Source organism: Pontiella agarivorans (genome assembly GCF_034531395.1).
In the GTDB taxonomy this organism is placed as follows: domain Bacteria; phylum Verrucomicrobiota; class Kiritimatiellia; order Kiritimatiellales; family Pontiellaceae; genus Pontiella; species Pontiella agarivorans.
This window is the reverse complement of record NZ_JARVCO010000012.1, coordinates 991,712-1,016,932: the sequence shown is the minus strand read 5'-3', so window position 1 is coordinate 1,016,932 and position 25,221 is coordinate 991,712. Positions and strand designations below refer to the sequence as shown.

The following is a 25,221-nucleotide window of genomic DNA, read 5'->3' as shown; positions in this document are numbered from 1 at the left end:
CAATCAGTTTCCAATGATCTTTCTGTAGAGTGCAATGTAATCGTTGGCCATATGCGTAACAGAAAAATCCTGCCGCATGGCGCGCTTCATCAGCGTTTTCCAGCGGTTGGGATTCTTATAAATCTTCAGCGCGCGTTCCAAACACTGGAAAAAGGCCTCCGCTGAAAATTCACTGAACTTGAAACCAGTTCCACCTTTATCGGAATAATCGGTCACGGAATCTTCCAATCCTCCGACCGACCGGACCACCGGAATGGTTCCGTACCGCATGGAATAGAGCTGGTTCTGTCCACATGGTTCAAATTCGGAAGGCATCAGGAACAGGTCAGCACCGGCTTCTATCCGGTGCGCTTTAGTATTTGAAAATTCAATCCACGCACACACATTTTCGGGCCAGCGATCGGCCCAGTTCCGGCAGGCGCTTTCATAATGCTCATCACCGGTCCCGAGAATCACCAGCTGTGCGCCGCTTTCCACAATCGGTTTGATGGAATCAAAAAGCAGATCAATTCCCTTCTGCGGAACCATACGGGAAATCATTCCGAGCAGCGGAACATCGGGGTTTACACGGAAGCCGCAAACTTTCTGAAGAGCGGCTTTACACTCCGCCTTTCCGGACAGATCCTTTGCTGAATAGTTCGCCGGAATATGTGTATCGGTTTCCGGATTCCAGCGCTCATAATCGATGCCGTTCAGAATACCGTGCAACACATCCTGCCGGTGATAGAGCACCCCGTTAAGTTTACAGCCGAATTCCGCGGTTTTCACTTCCTTGGCATAGGTCGGGCTGACGGCGTTAATCGCACTGGCACCAACAAGCCCACCCTTGAGCGAATTAATTTCGCCGTAAAACTCCAGCGTCTCCATCGTATAGCAGCTGTCCGGCAACTGCGTCATATAAAACTTTTCTGCCGGTGCCCAGCCCTGATGCGCCAGATTATGAATCGTCATCAGCGTTTTTTCCCGTCCATTACGGAAATTCCCATCGATTCCGTGATACAGCAGCATCGGAACCAGCCCGGCCTGCCAATCGTTGCAGTGCACGATATCCGGCTTCAGTTCCCATTCATCGATCAGCCTCACCACTGCTTTCTGAAAAAAAAGAAAACGCTCAAAATTATCGCCGTAACCGTGATTCGGGGCACCGTAAATACCTGGACGTTCAAAAAAGGCATTGCTTTGGATGAAAAATGTCGTCACCCCCTGCCACTCATTTTTCCAGACCGTACCCTGAAACCAACTGCTGCCCAGCGGAATATGAATATCAAAATCGCAAGGTCCAATGCCAAATTTTTCGCGATCAATGGACTGGTACAGCGGAAGAAAACGTATCACTTCCACCCCCTGCTCCATCAGAGCCCGGGGTAAAGCCGCCAAAACATCTCCTAGACCCCCCGTCGATGCGAATGGTACAATTTCACTACTTACAAAAATTACTTTCATGCAAACCTATAAGCAAATTCCGTGACACAATAAAGGAACCCTCCATGAGCTTCGATACCCAAATCCTTCAATTTATGGCCGCCCCCGGTTACCGACCTATGAAGCAGCACGAACTGGCACGGGCACTTCAGGCCGTTTCAAAGGGGCAGCGCGCCGACTTCCGGCACGATCTCTACCGCCTCGCCGATGAGGGGAAAATTATCAAACTCCGGAAAAACCGCTGGGGACTTCCAGACACCAGAAATGAGATTATCGGCACCATTAAGATGATGCCCAAAGGCGGCGCAATTTTTATTCCGGACGACGAAAATGAATCCGAGATTTATATTTCCGATCGGAATCAGGGTGTCGCACTGCCGGATGACAAAGTGGCGATCGAAGTCTTTCACTCTGAATATGCCGCCCGGCAACGCGAGCGGCGCGGCCAGACCGACCTCCGGGCCGAAGGCCGCGTGACATCTGTGATCAAACGCCACTCCACCACCACCGTCGGTCTGCTGAAACACACGCCCTACTATTCCTATGTCATTCCCGATGCCCAGGGGTTCCGGCACGATGTCCGGATTGAAGACACACAGCATATTCCGGAAAATCATAAGGTCCTGGTAAAACTTCACAACTGGAGCGACCCCTATCATCCGTTGAACGGTGAAATTATCGAAGATCTCGGAAATATGGGAGATCCCGGCGTTGATATCGACAGCCTGCTGCGCGAAGCCGGAATCCGCGAAGATTTCCCTCAGGAGGTCATCGATGAAGCCAACCGCCTTTCCGGCGAAATAACCCCCGAAAAAATGGAAAGGCGTACCGACCTGCGCCATGCCGTCACATTCACCATCGATCCCGAAACCGCGAAAGATTATGACGATGCGATTTCGCTGGAGCCCCACCCTGACGGCGGCTGGATTCTCGGCGTACATATTGCTGATGTTTCCACCTATGTCACTCCAGGATCAAAAATTGATGCAGAAGCGTATCACCGCGGAAACTCCATTTATCTGGTCGACCGCGCCGTCATGATGCTGCCCAAAGAACTGACGACCAAAATATGCAGCCTCAACCCCGAAAATGATCATCTTTCCCATACGGCTGAAATTCATCTGAGCGACGATGCCGAGATGCTCGATTATAAAACCTATCCCTCCGTCATTCATTCCAAATGCCGGATGACCTATACGCAGGTGCAGAAATTTATCGACGGCAAAACGGACCACGGTATTCCTGAACAGATTATCCAGCGCCTCGAAAATCTGTGGCCGCTGGTGCAGAAGGTCCGCGCCCGCCGTATCGCCAGCGGCTCCATTGAAATCAATACCCCCGAAATTGAGATCAAACTCAACGCACAGGGTAAAGTGGAAAAAATGATGCCCCGCTCAGAATCCAGACAAGCCTATGGCTTAGTCGAAGACTGCATGCTCCTGGCCAACCGGGCCGTGGCCGAAACACTGATCAATGCCGAACTTCCGGCAATCTACCGCGTGCACGAAGAACCTGACGAAGAACAATGGGCCGCCATGGGGATGGAATTGCAGGCACTGGGCATACCGATGCTGCCGCAGACCCGCACCGAAATCAACGAAGCCGTAAAAATGGCAATCGGAACGCCTGTGGAATATACCGCCAATCTGGCGATTCTGCGCAACTTCAAACGTGCCGAATATTCAAATACGCAGATCGGCCATTTCGGCCTGGCGTTCGAGGATTACACCCACTTCACTTCCCCGATTCGCCGCTATGCGGATTTGCTGGTGCACCGCCTCCTGAATGCCGTGGAACAGGGAAAACAGTACCCCATCTCTGGAGAACAGATTGCTGAAATTGCACAGCACTGCACCGAAACCGAAAAAAAGGCCGATGAGCTGGAGAAGAAAAGTACCGAAAAAAAACGCATCGAGTATTACAACGAACTGATGAATTCATCACAGGCCCAAACCTTCAAAGGCTATATCGTGGCGATTAAAGGCAAGGGCATGATTGTCGAGCTCCCCGATTCACTGCAACGCGGCATGATCACCTTTGCCTCCGTCACTTCCGACTGGCTGGAAGCCAACGACGAGATGACTCAGGCGCAAACTAAAAACGGGAAAGTTGTCTTTACGATTGGGCAGGAAGTTGAAGTTATGCTGGCAAAAGTCGATACTGCCCGCGGATTCATCGACTTTGTACTGGCCGATCAGACGGCCGGACCCCGACGCCGTGAACGCCGACCGAAAATTGAACCGGATTTACGGACCGGACAGCCTCGCCAGAAAAATAAGCGCCGAAGACGGCGTTGATAACAAATCTTTCCGGCACTCAGAGAGGGCGTTTATCTCCAGAAGACGCTGAATTATCGGCGCTGATTCCTGCTCACCCTAACCGGCGGAAGCCGGCTCGGTGTTTTTCTGGTGCAGGAATTTCAGTGCCGGAATTATGCTGCAGCCTGATGGCCCGATTTCCTGCGAATAGCAGCCGAAACTTCACGCTCCGCTTCGGGCCAGTTAATCACCCGGCCCTCTTCAATCGACATTTCCAGACGGTGATACCCGACGACCCTGCGGTATTCGAGAATCTGACGGTCCAGCATTTCATGGAATTCGCGTTCATCAGAACCGCTTTCCACCACTCCCATAGCTTCAGCATTGTTTATCATCTTGCTTCTCCCGTTAATGACAGGAGATATATAGCAATTACAATGCCAATAAAGATTAATCCTTTTTATTCAGAACGCTTCCGATGGAATAACCTTCAACATTAACCGGGCTGGCTGATCCGACTCTTTGGAACCGATTTTATAAACCCCATTCCCCTTGGTTCCCCAAAGACCGAAGGTTATCACCGGCACTTCCATATTCCGGACTTCTTCGAGCTGGGCGCGATCAACCGTAATGCCGACCCGGCGCTCCGCCTCCCATTCTACATCCGAAATCTGCTTAACTTCATTCCAAAGTCTGGAATCCAACAGGTTTTTAACGGAACGTCCGTTTGCATCCACCCAGTCTTCATCCCGGAAACTCCGCCACTGAAAAGTCGATTCCCCGACTTTTGCATTACGTCCCTGCAACCCCAGATCTCCACCCCCCTCAACCCAGAGCCCATTGCTTTCACCCAGCGCCATCGTGGCAATTGTCAGCGAAAGCGGCGTATCGGAGTCCTCTAGAATTTGGAAATAAAATTCCGCGGATTCAATTTCGTTTGTCACGCCGCTCAGATCAAACCCCACCAGCGTGGTAACTCCCGGCATCCCTGCCAACAACAGGGCCTTCGAGGCTCCGTTGTTCTTGGTCCGGTGATTACTGCGAAAAAACACATCTTTCGATGCCGTCAGCTCAATCACATTTTCCTCTCCGACGGCAGCACCTGCGGCGACAACCAGCATTAAAATCATTCTCAGAACTTTCATAAACACCTCACCTTTAGAAAACCACCATTAGAAGCAGGATTAAGACCAGTCACCCACCAAATTCCGCCTCAAACTGTTCCAGACAATCCCGCAAACCCTCTGAGGTTATCAGCGTTTTGGCCTCCCGAATCGAAACGATACGGCGTTTACGGCGATCATTCTCATCCCATTCGTCGTGTATGATGTTCACTTTCAGCGCAAACAAAGAGAGCCGGACCAGCTCTCCACTCTTAATCAGCACTTTGGTCCGGTAAACGTGTTTTTTATCCACGCGCCCTTCAATTCCCGCCTCCTCTAACGCCTCCAGCGCAGCTGTTCCAGACTTACCGAGCTTGTCCTCGAACCGGCCCTTCGGAAAAATCCAGTACCCGCGGGCACTGGTAATCATCACCACTTTGAGCTGACCTTTCTCATACAAAAAGGGAATAGCACCATACTGTTTCTGCATTATTTCATCCTAAATCAGACACTCAATTTCTTCCCAGACCTCTTCATAGGCCCAAGCCGCCGAACGTTTCCCCGCATACGAAAGCGCCGGAGCACGGTGTACACCCATCTTTTCAATATCGCTCGAAAAAGGAATCGTATGCTGCAGAAACCGCTTATACGTTTTGCGCATACGTTCCATCGACTCCGCATGCAGCTTCTTCCGCTTCTGCACCATCGAAAACACCGGAACGATTTTTTTCTTCCGCAAGCCTTCTTCATCAAAAAATGAATAAAGCTGCTCCAGCGCCCGTTCCGAAAGAGTGGTCGGAATAACCGGAACAATAATCCGGTCCGACGCCTTGAAAACATTTTCCGACAGGCGTGAGATATTCGGCGGACAGTCCAGCAGCAAAAGATCATATTCATTGTCCGCCGCCTTCAGCGCCTTTTTCAGCCGGGAACGGCTATGCTTCATCCGCGAGAGAAAGATATCAAAATCCCGAAAATCCGGATTTGCCGGCAGCAGATCCAAGTGATCAAAATCACTTGCCCGGATTGCTTTAGTAAACCGCTTCACATCTTCAAAAAACCGCTTTTCCCTCAGTTGTTTTGACGGCTTCACCCGGAAATAAAACCCCGACGCCCCCTGCGGATCCAGATCACACAGCAGCACCCGCTTTCCACTCAGAGCGGCAGCATAGGCCAAGTTCACGGCCGCCGCCGTTTTTCCCACGCCGCCCTTATTGCTGTAACATGCCACAATCTTCATTCCGTATATCCTTTTGAAAATAATGCTTCGAATACCCGGGCCGGCTCCGGTTTCACGAATTCTTCCAGCCCCTTTTCCACATCCTGCCGGACCTGCAACTGCAGTTGAAACAACGTTGCCTCCAGCGCGCCCGCACTCTCCGCCAGCATCAGCCCTTTTTTCCCTCGAACCGGATGCGTTTTCACCAAAACCGACAGCGCCTCGCGTTGCACTGAATAATCATTAAACCGCCCGAGCACATCCTGCAATCTCTTCAGCGATTTGATCCGCACCTTATTTTCTTCCGCCGGAAAAAGCGGCGCGAAAAACTCCAGCAGATAACGGAACTTTTTACACTGAATCCGAAGTTCATGGACCGCAACATCAGGCGCATTTTCTGAAATCACCGGCGCAATTTCAACAATCCGCTCATACCGTTTTCGGCTTACCCGCCTCGCAAACTTCAGCGTCGGCATAGCCGCCCGGGAACCTCGGCCCCGGTTTTCGAACCACCGGAACTTCGCCCGAACGTGCTCCATCCGCCGATCGTATTCCGAGGACCGGAAAAACGCGGCGACTTTTTCCTGTTCGCTCAACCGCTCTGCCTCAATCATCCCGAACATAATATCGAGTCCCGCATGCACCGACTCTGGAACCCGTGCATAATATTTTTTCCGGCCCAGCAGATATACATCCAGGTCGCGCAGCCGGTTTGTTCGCTTCATCACATTCCTCAGTTCAGACTTCATTTCCTCCGAAAATCCATCGTCATACACCCCTTTAAAAAGACTAAGTAATGAACGGACACGGCGCAGGCTCACCCGGTAGTCGTGCAGAAATTCAGTATCAACATCATCCGCCGCACCGGCTTCATTCCGCCGGGCAATATCCAGCCCCCTTAGTACAATCTGATTCGCCGTTTCAAAAATCGGCCAATCCGCCTCAATAGCCACAATCGACTTGGGGGTATGGGCCGACCGACCGCTTCCAGACATTGGAATTTTTTCCATATCGCCCGCTTCAAACCCCGCCTTTTCCAATGCCCGTAAAATCCTCGCCGTTTCGGATTCATAACCGCGCAATGCCTCACCGCTCAGCCAGACCCTCCGCTTTTCACCGCAGAGGAATTCAACACTCACTAAACGCATCACCGTTTTCTGCAGCTCATCACACCCCCTCCAGTGCCGCCACTGAACAGTCAGCTCCCCCAACGGTATAAAAGCCCGGAGCTCGGATTTTTCCAGACATTGAAATTGAACAGCTCCGGCATTCAATTCATCCGCAAACTTCCAGCTTCCGGAAAATGTCTGTTCATCAATTTTCCCGGTCTGCAGATGGATGAGGACCAGTTTTTTTTCGGTCTGCAACAGTACGCAGCCGCTTTCCCGCATCACTTCATTGAAGGTGTCCAGCATCTGCCCGGTCAGCACAGCCTCCTCCACCGGCTCAATGGAAAAACCGCGCGGCAGTTTTCTGGCAACATGACAGACATCAAACGTTCCCCATTTCCAGACTCCGGATATGCTACCGTTGGACATGGAATTCATTATAAGCGAGGCACCACATGGATCAAGCGTTGACGACACAACGATGAAGATTTAAACTTTCTTTATTTCCTGGAGGATAATCATGAGCAGAAGCCTTTTTGATGATGCCATGCAGCGGCTGAATACCGCGATGCCGTATACCGACCTCGACGACGAGATTGCGTTGCGTGTCGGAACCCCTAAATCCTGCCTCGAGGTTTCAGTCCCGGTACGGCGTGATGACGGATCTCTGACGTTCTACAGGGGCTACCGCGTCCGGCACGACAACACCCGCGGCCCCACCAAAGGCGGCTTACGTTATCATCCCTCCGTTACACTCGACGAAGTCAAATCCCTCGCTTTCTGGATGACCTTTAAATGCGCAGTTGTCGGCGTGCCGTTCGGAGGAGCCAAAGGCGGGATTTCGGTCGATGCCAAATCGCTGAGCCCCATGGAGCTTGAACGACTCAGTCGCGGATTCATCCGGCAGGTCGCCGACTTCATCGGCCCCGACGTCGATATTCCTGCGCCGGATATGTATACCAATGAACGGATTATGGGCTGGATGATGGATGAATATTCCACCATCCGCCGCCAGCACGTTCCGGCAGTCATTACCGGCAAACCCGTCAGCATGGGCGGAAGTGTCGGACGGGCCGATGCCACCGGCCGCGGCGCCTATTACTGCATCAGAGAACTCGCCCGAAAACATGACCAGTCCCCCTCATCCACGCGCATAGCCATTCAGGGCTTCGGCAATGCGGGACAGCATGTGGCCCGGTTACTTCACAAAGACGGATACCGCATCGTGGCCGTCAGCGATTCCCAGGGGGCCGTCTACCACCCCGACGGCTTCGATATTCCCAGTCTGATCCGCATCAAGGAAAAAACCCGTCATGTACAAACCGTTTATTGCGATAAAGCGCTCTGCACTTCAACCGCAGCCGATCAGTTGACCAATGAGGAACTCCTTGAACTGGATGTAGACATTCTTATCCCGGCCGCACTTGAAAACCAGATCACATCCCGCAATGCCCAGAATATTCGAGCCCGATATATCGTCGAGGTTGCCAACGGCCCGATCACTTCCGAAGCCGATGCCATCCTGAACAGCCGGAACATCGAAGTGGTACCCGACATTCTGGCCAATGCTGGCGGAGTAACCGTCAGCTATTTTGAATGGCTTCAGAACCGGTCCGGAAGCTACTGGGAACTGCAGGAGGTACATCGCAAACTCCAAGCCATCATGGCCCGCGAATTCGAATACATCTATGACCTGCATCACGATATCAAAACCGATATGCGCACCGCCGCCTATGTGCATGCCATCAAACGCCTCGGTGAAACGATGAACGCTAAAGGAACCAGCTCCTATTTTTCCAACGGCAATCAGCGATGACCTTGCCGCACAAAAAAGAATGGCGCACTCTGAGGGAGTCGAACCCCCAATCGACTGGTTCGAAGCCAGTTGCCTTATCCATTAGGCCAAGAGTGCGCATGTGAATTCTAGAAATACCGGTTTTACAGGAGGACCTCAAGGGGTTTCACTCCTCTTCCAATCACTGGAAATTTTTCGCAATCAGGTATTGGACGCCCGGATTTGTTCCTCTATATTCCCCGCTTTCCCAAACCAACAAAGGAAAAGGATTTATGAAAAAACTGGTAATCGGACTGCCCAAAGGCAGCTTGCAGGAATCGACGTATGCGCTTTTCAAAAAAGCCGGATTCACGATTAAGGGCGGATCGCGTTCTTATTTCCCGTCGATTGACGACGAAGAAATTGAAATCCGCATCCTGCGTTCGCAGGAAATGAGCCGCTATGTTGAACACGGCATGCTCGATGCCGGTATTACCGGCCTGGACTGGATTGCTGCCAATGGCTCCGACGTGGTCGACCTTTGCAGCTTGGTCTACTCCAAGCAAAGCAAACGCCCCGTTCGATGGGTTCTGGCCGTGCCGAATAATTCGGATATCAAAACCGTAAAAGACCTCGAAGGCAAAAAAATCGCCACCGAAGGGGTCGGCATTGTTGAGCGTTACCTCAAAGAAAACGGAGTTAAAGCTGAAGTTGAATTCTCCTGGGGAGCAACCGAAGTCAAAGTTCCGGATTTTGTGGATGCCATTGTCGATATCACCGAAACCGGATCTTCTCTGCGGGCAAATAACCTCAAGATTATCGACACACTGATGGAGTCCTACACTAAATTCTTCTGTTCCAAAGATGCCTGGGCCGATGAATGGAAAAAGCAGAAACTTGAAAAAATTGCACTCCTGCTCAAGGCCGCTCTCGATGCCGCAGATAAGGTACTGCTGAAACTTAATGTAGAAGAAAAAAATCTCGAAGCAGTTAAGGGCCTGCTTCCGGCACTCCACTCCCCTACCGTCAACAAACTGACCGATAACGGCTGGTATGCCATCGAAACGGTCGTCGACGAATCCGTTGTCCGCGAAATTATTCCGGAGCTCAAAAACAGCGGAGCCGAAGGAATTATCGAAATTAGCTTGAATAAAGTTGTGGCGTAAGTACTTTACTTGCCCTTTTGAGAACGAATCAGGAGAAATCATGGGTACCATCAAAAAATGGCGTAAGAAAAAAATGTCGAATCACAAACGTCGCAAACGCAGACGCGCAGATCGTCATAAAAAGAAATAAGCCTTAACCGCTTAGATCCATTTCAAGGTTGAAAAAAAATCGGCCTTGCTTTGAAAATTCCTGAAAATCTCTTGAAAGATGAGATTTTCAGGTATTTTTTTGCCCATATTTTCACACATTGCAATGTATGAAAAAAAGAAAACCTCTATACTGAACCGCATTGTCCGTTTCACACATTGCAATGTATGAATTTTCGATTGTATTTCCAGAAGGGTGGGATCAATCCAGAATTTCACCCTTCACGAGGGTAAAACCGTTTAAAAAGGATTTCGCCGGCATACGTTTTTTTCCGGGAGGCTGAACTTCCCTGAGTCGCAGGGCCCCGTCGCCGGCTTGTACCAGCAGCTGTTCATCAAGCAGGGTTCCGGGTTTCTCCCCGCGCCCCTCTTCCACATCCGCACTCCATATCTTGAGCAGGTCACCTCCGGGCATCCTGCAGAAGCTGCCGGGCCAGGGATCAAAAGCACGGATACGGTTTCGTATTTGATCCGCCGATAAAGACCAGTCGATTCGGCCATCGTCTTTCGTGAGTTTTCGCACCTCAACCATTTCCGATTCATTCTGAATGACCCGGCTGACCGATCCCTGACGAATATCGTCGATGGCTTTGATTAAGAGGTTCGCGCCGACAACAGCCAACTTGTCATGAAGGATTCCTGAGGTTTCGTTCCCGTCCAAAGGATAAGTCTCCTGTCGCAAAATATCGCCGGCATCCATTTTTTCAGCCAGATAAATTATGCTGACTCCGGTTTCCTGGTCTCCATTCAGAATGGCCCATTGAATCGGTGCGGAGCCGCGGTACTTCGGTAACAGAGACGGATGCACATTGATGGCCTCATGTGTGGCCAACCGGATTACACGCTGCGGAATATATTGACCGTAGGCGACCACCACCAGCAGATCGGGCTTCAACTGTTCCAAGGTCTGTACCGCATCGGGATCCCCAATTTTTTCCGGCGTCAGGATATTCAGGCCCTGCTCATCGGCATAGGCTTTAAGCGGACATGGTGTGAGAATACGCTTACGCCCGGCAGGCCGGTCCGGCTGGGAAACCACCCCCACCACATCATCCTGCCCGGAGTGGAGAATGGCTTTAAGCGAAGGAACCGCCAATGCGGCTGAACCCATGAAAACGATACGCATGCTACCTCCTTGAATTACTCAGCAGCTTCGGCGGCCCGGGTGGACCAGCGGTCGCGGTCGGACAGGAAAATCTGGTCCTGTCGGTGCAACGAAACCCCCTGTTTAAGCGGGAAGTCGGGGGGAGTGCGGCCACTCATCACGGGAAGCCAGCTTTTTTCCGGACCATCCAGTAACTCTTTCACAAACGGCTTGTTCTTGGTGATGGTCGTGAAATACATGCCTGAAATATACTGTTTATAATCGTTTATTTCGTAGAACTGATCCAGGTCCTGCGGGAGAAGAACCGAAACGCGATCACCGTACCACGCGGTCGCCCATGGCATATCGGTGCAAAGCACTTCGCGTTCATTGAGCATACCGGCGACGCGGGAAATGATGTAGGTGTTATACGGCGGATACGGATGAACCTCATGGGGCGGCATCAAGGTAAGTCCGAACGGGATAAAAGCCAGAAAGACAATCAGGCATTTAAGCGCCAGATTGTAAAGCCGCACTCCGAGGTCGAGCCGATCGATCAGAATATAGAAAAAAGCCAAGCCGTAGAGGATGGCAAACGGCCAAAACAGATGTAGCATGCGAATGGACGACTCTGAGAAAAAGCCAGCGATGATCACCATGAGCAGCAATGATACCCCCAGCCCCCACCGGAGATAATTCACCTGAGGACGGACAAAGTGATAGAAGAACGTAACCAGAAAGAGCGACATAAGAATGCCGCCGCCCATACCGGAAATAACCCCTGCATATTCGCCGGAATAGTTGAGCACCCATTTTTTCTTCATAGAGTCTACGATCTGCCCGCCGGAAATTTCAGGATGGTAATCGCGTTCTACTGAATTATCAGGGAATCGTGGCGATTCGTTCAGCATAGAATACATCGCCATCCCCACGGGATTCCCGCTAATCCGGTAATTCCGTACGAACCACGGTGTGATCAGCAAAAAATATAAAACCGCAAAGATAAACACGAAGCGCGTGCCGCCGCGAAAACGCCCGGCCATCAGCCAGGCAAACAGACAGATGCCCGGCACAATGGCAGCCGTGATAAAACGGGTGTAAAACGCAATCACCGCCGAGATAATCGAAATCAGAAACGGGAGAATCCATAACAGTTTGCCATCGCCGTCGCGCTTATTCAGCATCGAGACGATCATTTGATGAAATGATAATACGGAAAAAAATACGGCCATCGAAATATTCAGTCCGGAAATGGAATCGATCCATACCAGATTACTTAAATAATAGATCGTCATGCCCAGGAAACCGATCTCGCGCGAAAACAGTCGTTTTCCCAGCAAAAACACGAGCATGCCGGTCAGGATGGCAAACAGATGATTGACTGGAAGCACCACCCACTGCTCCGCCGGGAGCAGCGCCGCATGGCTTCCCTCGGGTACCTCAAACGGATCAACACCGATCAACTCAAAGAACCCGAACCCCAACGAAAGTAGCGCCGGATAGGCCGGGGCATTGTAAAGATCCGGATGCAACCCAATCTGAGGGTTTTCATCCGGTGTACGCCCCTCCATCACATGCATGCTCAGCGGGCGCACATTTTTTGTAATCAAACCGTTATCGAACGAAATATTCCGGCCGAGCTGACACAAATCCATAGCTTCGGCCGATTTAAGCCCGCGGAACTGTGTGGCTGTGAATACCATAACGATCACAAGCAACAGGAGAATATAGAGTCCGACACGGATGATTTTCAGTCCGGTGCCCGTGTCGATACTGTAGACGATATCGTGAAGTGTCGATTCAAACGATCTGTTGTCTGCCATTGCTGCTCCGTATGTTCGAAATTCTCTTAAAAAAATGAGCCGCTAAGTATCCATGAAACCCCGGGGAATACAAGTTTCCAACCATTGGAAAAAGGAGGGCGATTCCCGCCCTATTCCGGTGAAAAATGTTCAAAGGCTTTGGCCTCCAGCACCTGCCCATCCAGCCGCAGTATACCTGTTTCCGCTGTAACTCTTCCAATCACCGGAAGTACCGTGCCGAATTTTTCCTGCCATTGGAAACGGAGCTCTTCCGGATCGGGCGCGGTAAGCAGGAGCTCAAAGTCTTCGCCGTCAAACAACGCCTGCTTCAGCGTTCCTGCCTTTGGAACAGCCTGGCCGTCCAATACTGCACCAACGCCGCTCTGCTGGAGAATATGCCGCAGGTCCGTTGCCAGCCCGTCGCTGATATCCATCAGTGCATTCACCAAACCGCTTTCCCGCAGAAAGCACCCCTCATCCACACGCGGAATAAAATCGAGATGCTTTCCGGATTCAAAACTGCATCCGAGCGGCCCTGTAACCAAAATTGAATCCCCTTCATTTGCCCCGGAACGCAACAGCGCCGATTTTTCCGGCAGCAGGCCGGTCCCGAAAATGTGGAGCTCCAGAGCGGGACCGCGTGCCAGATCTCCGCCAATGACCGAAGCGCCGAAACGGTTACAAAGATCCATCATGCCCTTATACATTTTTTCCAGATCATGGATTTCCAGCTCCGGCGGGGCCACCACATTCACCAAAATCCACTGGGGCCGCGCGCCCATGGCCGCGATATCGCTGAGTACCCGACCAACGGCTTTATGACCAATACGCATGGGATTTTCCAACGATTGGAAATGTATATTTTCTATCACGGGATCGGTAGTGAACACCTGATCCGCTCCGGTGCCCGGCAACCGGCACACGGCGCAATCATCGCCAGCCCCGATCCGAAGTTCCGGATGGGTTCCGAGCAGGGGAAGAATTTTACGAAGAGCCGCATGTTCACCAATTTCGCGTAATGTTGACATGAAATAAAAGGTAGCGTTACCAGACCGCTTTCGCATTCAAAAAAACTCGATACCTTAGAAAGCAGTCTGGTAAAAGACTTTCATGTTAAGAAAACGGCTGTTTATTCTGACCTTCTGTATGGCACTCACGTCCGTTGCCCGAACCGAAACCCACCGACCGAAAATCGGCCTTGTACTGGGCGGCGGCGGAGCGTTGGGATTTGCACATGTCGGCGTCATCAGAGAATTGGAAAAGCTCAACATTCCCATCGACTATATCGGCGGAACAAGCATGGGGGCCATCGTGGCGGGCATGTATGCCTCCGGCATGACCCCCGACGAAATGGAACAGTCGTTCACGCAGCTCGACTGGTGGGATGTGCTCAAAGATCAGTCGCCGCACCAATACCTGGTCTACCGACGCAAACAGGACGACAACCGCTACATGGGAGCCGAACTTGGATTCAACCACTGGGCACTGCAATATCGTCCCGGTATGGCCTATGGACAGAAGCTGAATAATGTACTGGAAACCTTTTCGCTGAACAGCACCGGTATCGCGGATTTTGATGACCTGAACATTCCCTATCGCGCCATCGCAACAGACCTGCGCAAAGGTGAGTCGGTGATCCTGAAAGATGGGGATCTATCGCTGGCGATGCGGGCCAGCATGGCAGTTCCGGGGGTGTTCACGCCGGTGCGTATAGGCGACCGAATTTTTGTGGACGGCGGCATTTTCAACAATATGCCGGTGGATGTAGTGAAAGCTATGGGAGCCGACATTATCATTGCCGTCGATGTGGGTGCTTCAGGGGCCCACAAAAGCGAAGTCAGCAACTTTGATTCGGTACCTGAGGTTATCGGCCGCACTTATACTATTATGCAGCGCCCGGGACAGGAAAAGCAGCTCGAATCCGCTGATATCATAATCCAGCCCGATCTTTCCGACTTCTCATCCTCCCATTTCCAGCGGTCGGCTGAAATTATTCCGGCCGGCCAGATCGCCGCCGAAAACAAACTCGATGAGCTGAAACCACTGGGTGTTCCGCCTGCTGAATATGCCGAATTCCTGGCCAGGCAGCGCGCAAAGTACGATAAAAAAATCATCATCAATGAAATTCGGGTGGAAGATGGCAACAGCGGGCTGACTGATCTGATTGAATACAGGGTCCGGTCAAAAAAAGGGCCGCTGGATCTGGAAACCGTCAACCATGATCTGCGCAGAATATACGGGATGGGTAATTTCCAAACGGTCACTTATGAACTGAAACGCAACAATGGAGAATACGCTCTGGTATATAAAACCGAAGAAAAATACTGGGGTCCGGCATTCCTGCATTTCGGTATAAAGTTTGAGATGGCTTCCAATTCCTCGATGCTGTGGAACTTTCTTCTGAATTATACACATAGTGATCTAAACCCGCTCGGAGGCGAACTCCGGGTCGATCTTCAGGGAGGCGAACAGCAGCGTGGATTTTTCGCCGAATGGTATCAACCGGTGACGCATTCCGGGCGTTTCTTCGTTTCCCCTTCGGTGACTGCACTGGACCAGGATATTGATCTTTATAATAATGACGACAGCTACGCGGAGGTCGAACAACAGCACATTCTCTGCAATCTGGACGCAGGAATTTCCGCATTCGAATTTGGAGAATTTCGCGTCGGCATGCTCGGCGGTCACGTATGGGATGAAGGGCGAAGCGGCAGCGTCTCCCTGGGGGAACTGAACGATCGGGTTGTGGGCGTCACCACCCGCCTGATACTCGACCAGCTTGATGATAACTTTTTCCCAAGTAAAGGCTTTCAGGTCTCCGTTGACGGATGTTTTACCGATAAAAAAATCGGCTCGGAGCATGGTTTCGACCGGGTAGAAGTCAAAGCCCTTGTACCGATGACTATCGGCCGCCATACCCTGACCCCCACGCTCTCCGGCGGCAGCAGCTTCGGCACCGAACTGCCCTTTTATGCGTCATTTTTTCTTGGCGGCATGAACAGCTTTGCAGGGTATGCCCCCTACCAGCTTTTCGGGAATTATTACGGCTCTTTCAATTTGGCCTACCGCTATCGGCTGGGCCGGCTGCCGCCCACCTTCGGTAACGGCGTATTTGCCCTGGCCCGTTTCGACACCGGCAAGGTCTGGAAGAAAAAAAGCGACGTCGACATCAAGGACCTTGAATTCGGCGCCCTGGCCGGCCTCGGTGCCGACACCCTCATCGGGCGTGTAATGATCGGCATCGGCCAGGCCCTGGACCTCAACCGTCCGCGCTTCTACATAACCATCGGCAACAACTTCTGAATCCGATTCCGGAGTCTGAAACCACCGATATTTATTCGTGCCGCAACGCCTCAATTGGATCCATCATGGCAGCACGCCGTGCCGGGTAAATACCGAACACAACCGAGACCGCCACCGAAACCGAAAAGGCCACAGCAAAGGCCGGGAATGTCAGCACAGTTTTAACATCGGTTGCGGCGGTGATGAGTAACGGAATAATTGCCCCGAAAACAAGACCAATCACACCACCGGAAATTGAGAGAATTAGAGTTTCCATCAGAAACTGGAGAACAATATCGGTGCGCGTGGCCCCCAGCGCACGGCGAATGCCGATCTCGCGAGTGCGTTCACTGACGGTTGCCAGCATGATATTCATGATGCCAATGCCGCCGACAATCAGCGATATCGCTGCAATTGACCCCAGCACGATGTTAAACAGCTTCCGTGTTTCACGGGCCTGACGAATCAGCTCAAGCGGAACCACAACACTGTAATCCTCTTTCTTATGATTCTTTTTCAGAACACGGCGCACCGCATCCACTGCCCGCACAACATGATCCTGCTCATCGATGGAGAGGATCAGCTCATAAAGTTCAATTTTCTCGAAGGTGCCGCCGCCTTCCGACCACTGAGTAAAAAGATCACCGCGCTTCTGCTGGTAGGTCCGGAGCGGTATGTAAACACTTTGATTTTCTCCCTCAAGCCACAGCTCATTCTGCGACAACTCTACTTCGCCCTGTGCAATGTCCCCGACAATCCCGACCACCGTATAGGCATCGCGATCAATCGTGAGCGTCTGCCCGACAGGGTCATACCCGGCATAGAGCATGCGGGCCAACCGTGTTCCAATCACACAGACGGGAGTTCCAAAAGACTGATCCGCAGCACTGAGAAAACGCCCGCGAACCATGCGGTAATTCTGCACCCGGATAAATGCCGGCAACGTGGCCACCACATCGGTCTGCAGTTTGCGTTCCTTAAACTGCACATCGTAGCGCAGACGTTTGATCGGAATGGAGGCCTCGAGATTCGGCACAAAACGGGTAAGATCGTCTGCGTCGTCATAGGTCAGACCATACGAGGCAATGAAATTCCGCGAGCCTCCGCTGTTGGTCTCTTCTTTCGGCACCTTGACACTTTTAATCAGGATATTACGACTGCCCATCCGCTGAATTTTTTCCTGAATCTCCTGGTTTGCCCCTTCGCCCACACTGAGCATGGCGACCACCGAACAGACCCCGAAAATAATGCCCAGCATTGTCAACCCGGCGCGAAGCTTGTACTGGCTGAGGTTTTTAACCGCCAGTTTCACCATCCGCTCTGGTCGCATGGTATTCATACTTTCGCGGCTCCATTCCAGTCGTTGGAAATAATTTTTCCATCCATGAACCGGACAACGCGCTGGGCCCGATGCGCAATCTCATCATCGTGCGTAACCATGACAATACTTTTCCCTTCGGCATGAAGCTCATCGAGCAGTTCCAGAATCTCCTCACCGGTCCTGGAATCAAGATTACCCGTCGGTTCATCGGCCAGCATGAGAATCGGATCACACACCAGCGATCGCGCAATGGCCACCCGCTGCTGCTGGCCGCCGGACAGTTCCATAGGTTTATGTTTGAGCCGTTTTTCCAGCCCCATACGTTTCGCCAGCTTTTCCGCCTGCATACGGGCCTGCGCTTCCGGAACCCCCTGATAAAACAGCGGAACTTCAATATTTTCGAGCACGTTGAGCTGTGGAATCAGATTATAGGACTGAAAGATGAAGCCCAGCCGCTTAGAACGGATTTCGGAAAGCTCGTCATCATTCAGATCCGACACATCCTGTCCGCCCAGCAGATACGTTCCAGAGGTCAGACGGTCCAGACAGCCCAGGATATTCAGACAGGTGGATTTTCCCGAACCGGATGCCCCCATAATGACGGCGTACTCTCCCCGGTCAATACGGAGATCAATCTCCCGCATAGCCGTCACCCGAAGCGAACCGTTAACGTATTCCTTAACGGAGCTTTTAAGTTCAACGATCGCCTCGCTCATGCTTTATCCCGGGCCTCTGATTTCGAGTTTTCCGCCCGGCCTTTTTCCTCAACATCAAGTGGACTTTTCTTGAGCTGAGCATCGGCTTCGAGCTCAACTTCTGCATAAAGTAAAAGCTCTTCTCCAACTTCCAGACCGGAAACAATCTCGATGGAATACGTGTTGAATTTACCGATTTCAACTTCGCGCAGCTCTTTACGCCCGTGATTCACCACATAAACATAATGGGTTCCGTCACGCGAGACCACCGCCTGAATCGGTACATAAAGAACGTTTTTGAGCTCATCGGTAACGATTTCAACGGTAGCCGACATTCCCGGCTTAAGCTGAGTATTGGTTTCGGAGGTGACATCGATCATAATCGTATACGTCTTAACACCGGAACTGAACCAGTTCTGGGAGTCCGGAACAGCACTGACCTTCTCAATATTGCCCTCAAGGATCAGCCCCGGCAACGCATCCAGCGTCGCGACGGCATGCTGCCCAACCGACACCTTATCAATCATCGCTTCCGGAATACCCACCTGCAGATTCCAAGCCGAAAGATCCGGATATGAGAGGATTTTCTGACGCATCTGAACAGTGGCCCCTTTTTCAATTTTCGGGCGGTGTCGTTCCTTGGGATAAAAAACCTGACCGTCAAAATCGGCATAAACCTTGGTATTGGAAAATTCGGTCTCTTTAGTCGCGAGCTGATTGCGTTCAATTTCCAGTCGGGTCTTTTTGGACTCGATGCCGGCTTCTTTACTCTGGATATCCGCTGACTGGGATTTTTTCATGCGTTCCAGCGCTGACACCGCATTTGAAACCGCATTTTTCAGTTCCATCTGCCGCTTGATATGCGTGTAGTTTTTCAGGATTTCGAGGTCGGCTTTTTTATTTTTCACCTCAACCTCTTTACGCTCCACACCCAGCTGATCGGCCTCCAGCTCCGTCCGGTTGGAATAGCCTTTATCATAAAGCTCCTGCGTTCCGGCCAGTTCATTACGGGCCTTTTTCAGCTCCTGTTCGGCGAGATAAATCTCCGACTGTGCCTTATCCACCTGCTGCTGATATTCCACGTCCACATATTTCTGCAGGTCCATCCGGGCCAGCTCCGCTTTCATTTTTGCGGTTTCCAGATCGGTTGCATTTTTAAGCTTCGCGATGGCCAGATTTTCTATGGCCAGCTTCAGACTGGCTTCCGCTTCGGCAACATCGGACTGCTGATCAAGATAGCGCTCCTGAAGCTGAGCCGATTCCAACTCAAACAGCAGCTGTCCATTGGTCACAAAAGCGCCGTCATCCACAATCGAGGTAATCTTGGCATCGCGATAGGCCTGATTCTGAATATCCCGGCTCTTCTTTGCTCGCAGTTCGCCCGACTGCAAAATACTTACCACCAGATCCCCCTGCTGAACCTGGCAAAGGTTGGCCTCATCCATATCGATTTTATTCGTATCATTTCCCGGATTCAGCAGCAGAACGGCAACAGCAACCAGTGCCACAGCGAGCCCGATCAATACGGAACGTTTACTCAGTAATTTCTTCTTCGGATTGCTCATACCACATTCCCTTGGGGTCAATTTCAAATCGTTCAATGGCGTCCCAGAAGCGCAGGCGGTTAATGGTGTAATCCACCAGCGCGCTGGTTGCCTGGTTACGGGAACTCAGCAGGTCATCCTGCGCATCGAGCAGATCGCGCGTCTGCACCTTTCCCTGTTGCAACAGAAGCTCCGTATTCTCCACCCGCCGTTCAGACAGCCGCACCGACAGCAAGCGGTTTTTATATACGGATCGGTTGCGTTCCAGCTTACGCCACAGCTCCCGGACATCGCGCCGGATATCATCCTCTTCCGCCTGCAGACTCCTCACCGCCCGGTCCAGCCGAATCTGGGCAATTCGGTAATCGTTGCGTTTTTCCGTCCAGTCAAACGGAATATCCAGCGAAACCGTCAAATCCTGATCAACCTGATCGCTGCTGTCGAATTCCGGATCGGCCGTTACATTATAATTGGCATTTAAATCCGGCAGAAAGTTGCGACGGGTAATTTCAAGCAACCGTTCATTGTCTTCAACCGCATCGCGGCGGGTAATTAGATCCAGCCGATTGGAAAGAGCACTGTCCATGGCAGCTTGCTGATCGATATCAAACTGAACCAGGCCGCGTTCTTCCAACAGTTTCAGCTCCCGGGAGTCAGGTTCCACATTCAAATCAATGGGAATGCCGAGCGTGTAGCGGAAATCATCCAGAGCAGACTGATAATTCGAAATGGCCAAAGTCAGACTGTCCGCAGCATTCAGCTCGCTCTGCTTTGCCTGTGCCGCCTCAAACTCCTTAATACGACCGGCCTTCGCCATCGATTCCGTCTGCTCGCGGTTGGCAACCGCACTTTCATAGTTCCTGCGCTGGTTGATCAGCTGATCGCGGGTCTGCAAAGCGGAATAATACTGATCCGCTATATTGATCACGAAACCCTGCTGATAGCGTTTGAACTCCCGCACAGCATACACCATGTCCCGCTCCGCCTGCCGGAGCGTTTCCTTCGCAACCAACGGCCCGAACCCATTCAAAAGGGGTTGAACAATATTTAAGGAAACAGCATTGCCCTCTCCGGAGGTATCCGGAGAAGAAAATGCATTTAAAAACGCATGGGTGAATCCCAGCGAAACCTTGGCCCCGGAAACCAGCGTGCGCGAAATCCCCAAGGTCAGATTTCCATCCACTCCCTGTTCACCGAACGTTTCAACATTACCGTTCTGCTTCGAAATTCCAGTGCTGGCCGCGGCACTGGAAGCACTGGTATCCCAATTGAAGTCCTTTTGCGTTTCCGTCAGGTTCAGCGCCTGGATAAAGAGGTTTTCCTTTTCAAACTGGTAGGATCGACTGTTGGCCATAGCCAGCGCAATCGTATCGGCAAGACTGAGCAGCTGCACCTCTTCCTGCTTCCGGTCGATTTCAAGCAGTTGCTGCAGAAGCTCTTCTTCCTTTACACCAATGGAAAAAATATCGGTCTCACCAAAGGCGGAATGCTGTGCTCCGGCAATATTGCTGTAGGCCGCTTTATTTGCCCGCTTCTCGGCATAATTCCCGATTTTCGTACACGAGGACAGCAAGAGTAAAAACACCGCCCCCACCGTTAATCTAACCGTTCTTAAATCCATAGCTCCCATAGACAATAATAGACGCCCTCTTCCATAAAACCCGGACACTCCAAATCAAAAAAAATACTGTAATGATAATCTATCACCGAGGTTCACAAGCGGGGCATTCTGTGCTACACCCTTTTCCGAAGACTGGAAAACGGATGAAATAATGGAACAGGTTCTCGTACTCATAAACCCAAAATCCGGCGTAGGCGGCCCACACCGCTATATTACAGCTGTACAGGAAACGTGGGATGACCCGTGGCACGATGTCTATTTCCAATTCAGCCAATCGGCCGAAGACGGCATAGAAAAAGTCCACCGTGCTGTGGAACGCGGGGTAAATACCGTGCTGGTTGTAGGCGGCGACGGCATGGTCAACACCATCGGCTCTGAACTGGTCGGAACCGATGTCCGGTTCGGCGTACTTCCCGCGGGCAGCGGCAACGGATTCGCCCGGCACTTCAAAACTCCGCTTCAGCCGGGCCCCGCCACCAAAGCCCTGCTCAACGGACATACCGAAAAAATTGATGTCGGCAAAGTCAATGACCGCCTCTTCTTTGTCACCTGCTCCATGGCCTGGGACGCCGCGCTCGTGGAAACCTTCGAAAAATATCCTTTCCGCGGCATCGTCCCCTACGTCCTCGCCGGAGCGCAGCAACTGCTGGAATATCGAGCCCAGCCGTTTCATGTGGAAATCGATTCCGAGCAGCTGGAACTTAAACATCCGCTGATTTTCACCATCGCCAATCTCACCCAGTTCGGCAGCGATGTAATTGTGGCCCCCGATGCCAAAGCAGACGACGGCAACCTGGAACTGGTGGCCATTGAAACCAAAGACATGCCCCTGGTTCTTGCGCAAGTCCACCGTTTCATTGAAAAAACCTTCCACCAACATCATCTCGTAACCAACCGAAACTTCAAAACAATGACGGTCAGGCGGGAAAACGATACCCCCATTCAGATTGACGGAGAACTGTACCAGACCGAGGGCGATGTGCATATTCAAGTGCTCCCCTCTGCGCTGAATGTAATTATCCCCTCGCTCTGATTTTCACTTTACCCCGCCCGCAATACACAGTAAGCAATATTCCTTATGGACGATTTTTCAGAAGATGAATTCTACATGCACATGGCCCTGCGCGAAGCCCGGCTGGCAGCCGAAGAAGGTGAAGTGCCCTGCGGGGCCGTAATTGTGCTCAACGGCGAAGTAATTGGAAAAGCGCACAACCAGACCGAAACGCTCAACGACCCCACCGCACATGCCGAAGTGCTCGCCATCACCCAGGCCACGCAAACCGTCGGCAATTGGCGACTCAACGATGCCGTGATGTATGTCACCAAAGAACCCTGCCCCATGTGTGCCGGCGCTCTGGTTCTTTCGCGCATGAAAAAAGTGGTCTGGGGTATGACCGATCCGGTCCGCGGCGGCGCAACATCGAAATTCAATATTCTCAACGAAGCAGATCTAAACCATGCGGTTGAAGTTGAAGCCGGCCTGCTTGAAGGTGAATGCCGGTTTGTTATGCAGGAATTTTTCCAGAAACTTCGACAGGCCTCCAAAGATCGCAAAAAACAGCGTCGAATCGACGAAGATTCCGCTGCGAATTAGGCAACCAGCCGACCGGTCAGCGATAACTCGGAAGCCCGGGTGATTTCCACCGTTTGGAACGTGCCCACCAGATCTTCCGGCGCATCGGTAATACGAACAGGAAGCTTGCCTTCGGTCCGGGCCTGCACAGCCCCTTCCTTACGCGGATCAACCCGCTCAACCAACACTTTATATTTTTTACCGATCATCGATTCATTGTGTTCCAGCGACGTACGCTTGAGCACTTCCGTCAGGCGCGCCAGTCGTTCGCTCTTCTGCTGCGGTGTAATGTCATCCTCCCAACGGGCAGAGCGCGCACCGACACGCGGCGAATACTTGGCGATATAGGCCATATTGAACTTCACACCCAGCATCAGCTTCGCCGTATTTTCCAGCTGTTCATCGGTCTCGCCGGTAAAGCCGACAATGATATCGGTAAAGATCGTAGCCGTCGGCAGCAGCTCGCGGATGTCGTCCACAATTTTAAGATAATCCTCGATACTGTGATTCCGGTTCATTTTACGCAGCAGTTTTTCATCGCCGCTTTGCACCGGCAGATGAATCTGCTTGGCGAGACACTCGTAATCGGCAATCGCTTCAATCACATCCCTCGTCATATCCCGCGGATGCGGCGAGGTAAAATACACCCATAAACCCTTGCCGCTGGCCTTACCCAGCTCACCGATTTTGCGCAACAGTTCGGCAAATGAAATTTCTTCGCCTTTTTTATCCAATCCATAGGAGTTCACATTCTGCCCCAGCAGCGTGATCGACTTCACATCTCGGTCAATCAGCTTCTGCACTTCCTGCAGAATATCACCACTCAGGCGGGAAACCTCGCGGCCACGGGTATAGGGCACCGCACAGAACGAACAGAACTTATCACACCCGTTCTGGATCGGCACAAAAGCTTCAAAGTCCGAACTGTAGGTCGGATCCACCTGCCAGAAATCGGTACGCTCATCATGCCGCTCAATATCGGCAACCGGATTCCGGACTGAAAACTCAGTCGCCACCCCGCACTGCTGCAGCATTTTAGGCAGATCCGGGAGTTCGTTCATCCGGAAAACCAGGTCAAACAATTTCAGGAATTTCACTTCATCGGCCGGCAGAATACAGCCGGAAACAAACGTCACCAGCGGACGCTCATTCTTCCATCTGTTCCACTTTGCAATTTTACTGTAAACCTTATCAATTGCTTTCTGCCGCACCGAACACGCCACAATACCAATCAGATCCGCCGCCTCCTCGGAATCGGTCATTTCATAACCGTATTTCTCAATGACACTGCGGATCCGTTCGGAATCCGACTGATTCATCTGACAACCTAAAGTGACAACGCAACATTTCATGACAGTTCTCTGACAGCGCTTTTACGGGATAGAAATGATCACCCCGAATACCCCGTCTTTATATTAAAAATAGACCTCGGTGTGAATCTGAGCAGTGGGAAGACCTTTATCCTGCAGCATATCGAAGGCCTCATAGATCATATCGCAGTTACCACACAGATAAGCATTCGTTTCGGGGTCGATTTCAAGATCCCGCAGATAATCCGTCACACGCCCTTTAAAATCGCCGCCCTCTTCGCGCGATACACAATGAAAATAGTGATCCCCGTAAAAATCAGATTCATAGGCTTCATCCGCGCGGGCCGTGCCGTGGATGAGCCGATAATTCAGTCCGGTATATGACTCAGCAAAACTGTGAAACGGCGAAATTCCAGTTCCCGTGGAAATCAGCAACAGCGGCTTTTCACGCACCTCATCCAGCAGCTTGAAATGGCCGTACGGACCGCCGACACTCACTGCCTCTCCGACGTCGAGATCACACAGCTGCTTGGAAACCAGACCGTCTTCCACCCGGCGCACAAGAACTTCAAGATAGTCCGCGTGGTTGCTCCCGGAATACACCGAATAATCGCGAATCTCCGGATCCCCCTCCAGACCGACCCGGATATACTGCCCCGGCTCAAAATCAAGTCCTTCCCGCTCAAAACGCACCACGGCGGTTTCCGGCGTTAAACGACGGATCTCAAGGACCTTGCACGTACTTCTTTTCTTCGTTGTTGAAAGCATGTTTAACCTCGTTCCACAAACAG

21 protein-coding genes and 1 tRNA gene are annotated in these 25,221 nt (G+C 51.7%); 6 read left to right on the top strand and 16 right to left on the bottom strand.

Translation table 11 applies throughout. The annotated features are described in order from the left end of the window. Positions 1-3 precede the first annotated feature (3 nt). The gene (gene glgA, locus P9H32_RS17130) at positions 4-1,443 is read right to left on the bottom strand and encodes a glycogen synthase GlgA (RefSeq protein ID WP_322610144.1); all 1,440 of its coding nucleotides are present in this window, start codon (positions 1,441-1,443) and stop codon (positions 4-6) included. A 44-nt stretch (positions 1,444-1,487) separates the two neighbouring features. Here glgA and P9H32_RS17125 point away from each other — a divergent pair, with 44 nt between their 5' ends. After that, entirely contained in the window at positions 1,488-3,719 is a 2,232-nt protein-coding gene (locus P9H32_RS17125; protein WP_322610143.1) for a ribonuclease R family protein, read from the top strand. A gap of 134 nt (positions 3,720-3,853) precedes the next feature. On the opposite strand, the gene P9H32_RS17120 is transcribed toward P9H32_RS17125, so the two are convergent. The 5 genes from P9H32_RS17120 to P9H32_RS17100 form a co-directional block, all read right to left on the bottom strand. Continuing rightward, positions 3,854-4,075, bottom strand: coding sequence for a hypothetical protein (locus P9H32_RS17120; RefSeq protein ID WP_322610142.1), 222 nt, complete (start codon positions 4,073-4,075; stop codon positions 3,854-3,856). A gap of 69 nt (positions 4,076-4,144) precedes the next feature. Continuing rightward, positions 4,145-4,825: a hypothetical protein gene (locus tag P9H32_RS17115; RefSeq protein ID WP_322610141.1), complete on the bottom strand. Its 681-nt coding sequence runs from the start codon at positions 4,823-4,825 to the stop codon at positions 4,145-4,147. 49 nt (positions 4,826-4,874) lie between these two features. Next, positions 4,875-5,273, bottom strand: coding sequence for an NUDIX hydrolase (locus tag P9H32_RS17110; RefSeq protein ID WP_322610140.1), 399 nt, complete (start codon positions 5,271-5,273; stop codon positions 4,875-4,877). A 9-nt stretch (positions 5,274-5,282) separates the two neighbouring features. Further along, positions 5,283-6,023, bottom strand: a complete 741-nt coding sequence (locus P9H32_RS17105) for a ParA family protein (RefSeq protein WP_322610139.1) — start codon at positions 6,021-6,023, stop codon at positions 5,283-5,285. Then, positions 6,020-7,540 (bottom strand): CHAD domain-containing protein, encoded by a 1,521-nt coding sequence (locus P9H32_RS17100; protein ID WP_322610138.1) that lies wholly within the window; start codon positions 7,538-7,540, stop codon positions 6,020-6,022. The genes P9H32_RS17105 and P9H32_RS17100 overlap by 4 nt, the downstream gene beginning before the upstream one ends. Before the next feature lie 91 nt (positions 7,541-7,631). Between P9H32_RS17100 and P9H32_RS17095 the strand changes: the two genes are divergently transcribed. Continuing rightward, positions 7,632-8,927, top strand: a complete 1,296-nt coding sequence (locus P9H32_RS17095) for a Glu/Leu/Phe/Val family dehydrogenase (protein WP_322610137.1) — start codon at positions 7,632-7,634, stop codon at positions 8,925-8,927. A 20-nt stretch (positions 8,928-8,947) separates the two neighbouring features. Here P9H32_RS17095 and P9H32_RS17090 read toward each other — a convergent pair. Continuing rightward, positions 8,948-9,023, bottom strand: a tRNA-Arg gene (locus P9H32_RS17090). 155 nt (positions 9,024-9,178) lie between these two features. Between P9H32_RS17090 and hisG the strand changes: the two genes are divergently transcribed. Then, positions 9,179-10,051 carry an ATP phosphoribosyltransferase gene (hisG, locus tag P9H32_RS17085; protein ID WP_322610136.1) on the top strand — a complete coding sequence of 291 codons (873 nt, stop codon included), beginning with the start codon at positions 9,179-9,181 and terminating at the stop codon, positions 10,049-10,051. A gap of 349 nt (positions 10,052-10,400) precedes the next feature. Here the strand turns inward: hisG and fmt are convergent, their stop codons facing one another. The 3 genes from fmt to thiL all read right to left on the bottom strand — a co-directional run bounded on the left by fmt (position 10,401) and on the right by thiL (position 14,112). Further along, positions 10,401-11,324 (bottom strand): methionyl-tRNA formyltransferase, encoded by a 924-nt coding sequence (fmt, locus tag P9H32_RS17080; protein WP_322610135.1) that lies wholly within the window; start codon positions 11,322-11,324, stop codon positions 10,401-10,403. 14 nt (positions 11,325-11,338) lie between these two features. Continuing rightward, entirely contained in the window at positions 11,339-13,105 is a 1,767-nt protein-coding gene (locus tag P9H32_RS17075; protein WP_322610134.1) for an ArnT family glycosyltransferase, read from the bottom strand. Positions 13,106-13,215: 110 nt separating this feature from the next. Beyond that, positions 13,216-14,112: a thiamine-phosphate kinase gene (gene thiL, locus P9H32_RS17070; protein WP_322610133.1), complete on the bottom strand. Its 897-nt coding sequence runs from the start codon at positions 14,110-14,112 to the stop codon at positions 13,216-13,218. Between the two features lie 82 nt (positions 14,113-14,194). Here thiL and P9H32_RS17065 point away from each other — a divergent pair, with 82 nt between their 5' ends. Then, positions 14,195-16,387 carry a patatin-like phospholipase family protein gene (locus P9H32_RS17065; protein WP_322610132.1) on the top strand — a complete coding sequence of 731 codons (2,193 nt, stop codon included), beginning with the start codon at positions 14,195-14,197 and terminating at the stop codon, positions 16,385-16,387. Positions 16,388-16,418: 31 nt separating this feature from the next. On the opposite strand, the gene P9H32_RS17060 is transcribed toward P9H32_RS17065, so the two are convergent. Genes P9H32_RS17060 through P9H32_RS17045 form a run of 4 tightly spaced genes read right to left on the bottom strand, consistent with a single transcriptional unit; the run spans position 16,419 to position 21,511 of the window. Further along, positions 16,419-17,705 (bottom strand): ABC transporter permease, encoded by a 1,287-nt coding sequence (locus tag P9H32_RS17060; RefSeq protein WP_322610131.1) that lies wholly within the window; start codon positions 17,703-17,705, stop codon positions 16,419-16,421. Beyond that, positions 17,702-18,403, bottom strand: a complete 702-nt coding sequence (locus tag P9H32_RS17055; RefSeq protein WP_322610130.1) for an ABC transporter ATP-binding protein — start codon at positions 18,401-18,403, stop codon at positions 17,702-17,704. The genes P9H32_RS17060 and P9H32_RS17055 overlap by 4 nt, the downstream gene beginning before the upstream one ends. Beyond that, positions 18,400-19,947 (bottom strand): efflux RND transporter periplasmic adaptor subunit, encoded by a 1,548-nt coding sequence (locus P9H32_RS17050; RefSeq protein ID WP_322610129.1) that lies wholly within the window; start codon positions 19,945-19,947, stop codon positions 18,400-18,402. The genes P9H32_RS17055 and P9H32_RS17050 overlap by 4 nt, the downstream gene beginning before the upstream one ends. Further along, positions 19,916-21,511: a TolC family protein gene (locus P9H32_RS17045; protein WP_322610128.1), complete on the bottom strand. Its 1,596-nt coding sequence runs from the start codon at positions 21,509-21,511 to the stop codon at positions 19,916-19,918. The genes P9H32_RS17050 and P9H32_RS17045 overlap by 32 nt, the downstream gene beginning before the upstream one ends. Before the next feature lie 187 nt (positions 21,512-21,698). Here P9H32_RS17045 and P9H32_RS17040 point away from each other — a divergent pair, with 187 nt between their 5' ends. Both P9H32_RS17040 and tadA read left to right on the top strand, forming a co-directional pair. Then, the gene (locus tag P9H32_RS17040) at positions 21,699-22,580 is read left to right on the top strand and encodes a diacylglycerol/lipid kinase family protein (protein WP_322610127.1); all 882 of its coding nucleotides are present in this window, start codon (positions 21,699-21,701) and stop codon (positions 22,578-22,580) included. Positions 22,581-22,625: 45 nt separating this feature from the next. Continuing rightward, positions 22,626-23,141 carry a tRNA adenosine(34) deaminase TadA gene (tadA, locus tag P9H32_RS17035; protein ID WP_322610126.1) on the top strand — a complete coding sequence of 172 codons (516 nt, stop codon included), beginning with the start codon at positions 22,626-22,628 and terminating at the stop codon, positions 23,139-23,141. Here the strand turns inward: tadA and miaB are convergent. Then, positions 23,138-24,472: a tRNA (N6-isopentenyl adenosine(37)-C2)-methylthiotransferase MiaB gene (gene miaB, locus P9H32_RS17030; RefSeq protein ID WP_322610125.1), complete on the bottom strand. Its 1,335-nt coding sequence runs from the start codon at positions 24,470-24,472 to the stop codon at positions 23,138-23,140. The genes tadA and miaB overlap by 4 nt on opposite strands. 63 nt (positions 24,473-24,535) lie before the next feature. Then, a complete protein-coding gene (locus tag P9H32_RS17025) occupies positions 24,536-25,198 on the bottom strand; it encodes a ferredoxin--NADP reductase (RefSeq protein ID WP_322610124.1) in 663 nt (220 codons plus the stop codon). Positions 25,199-25,221 lie beyond the last annotated feature (23 nt).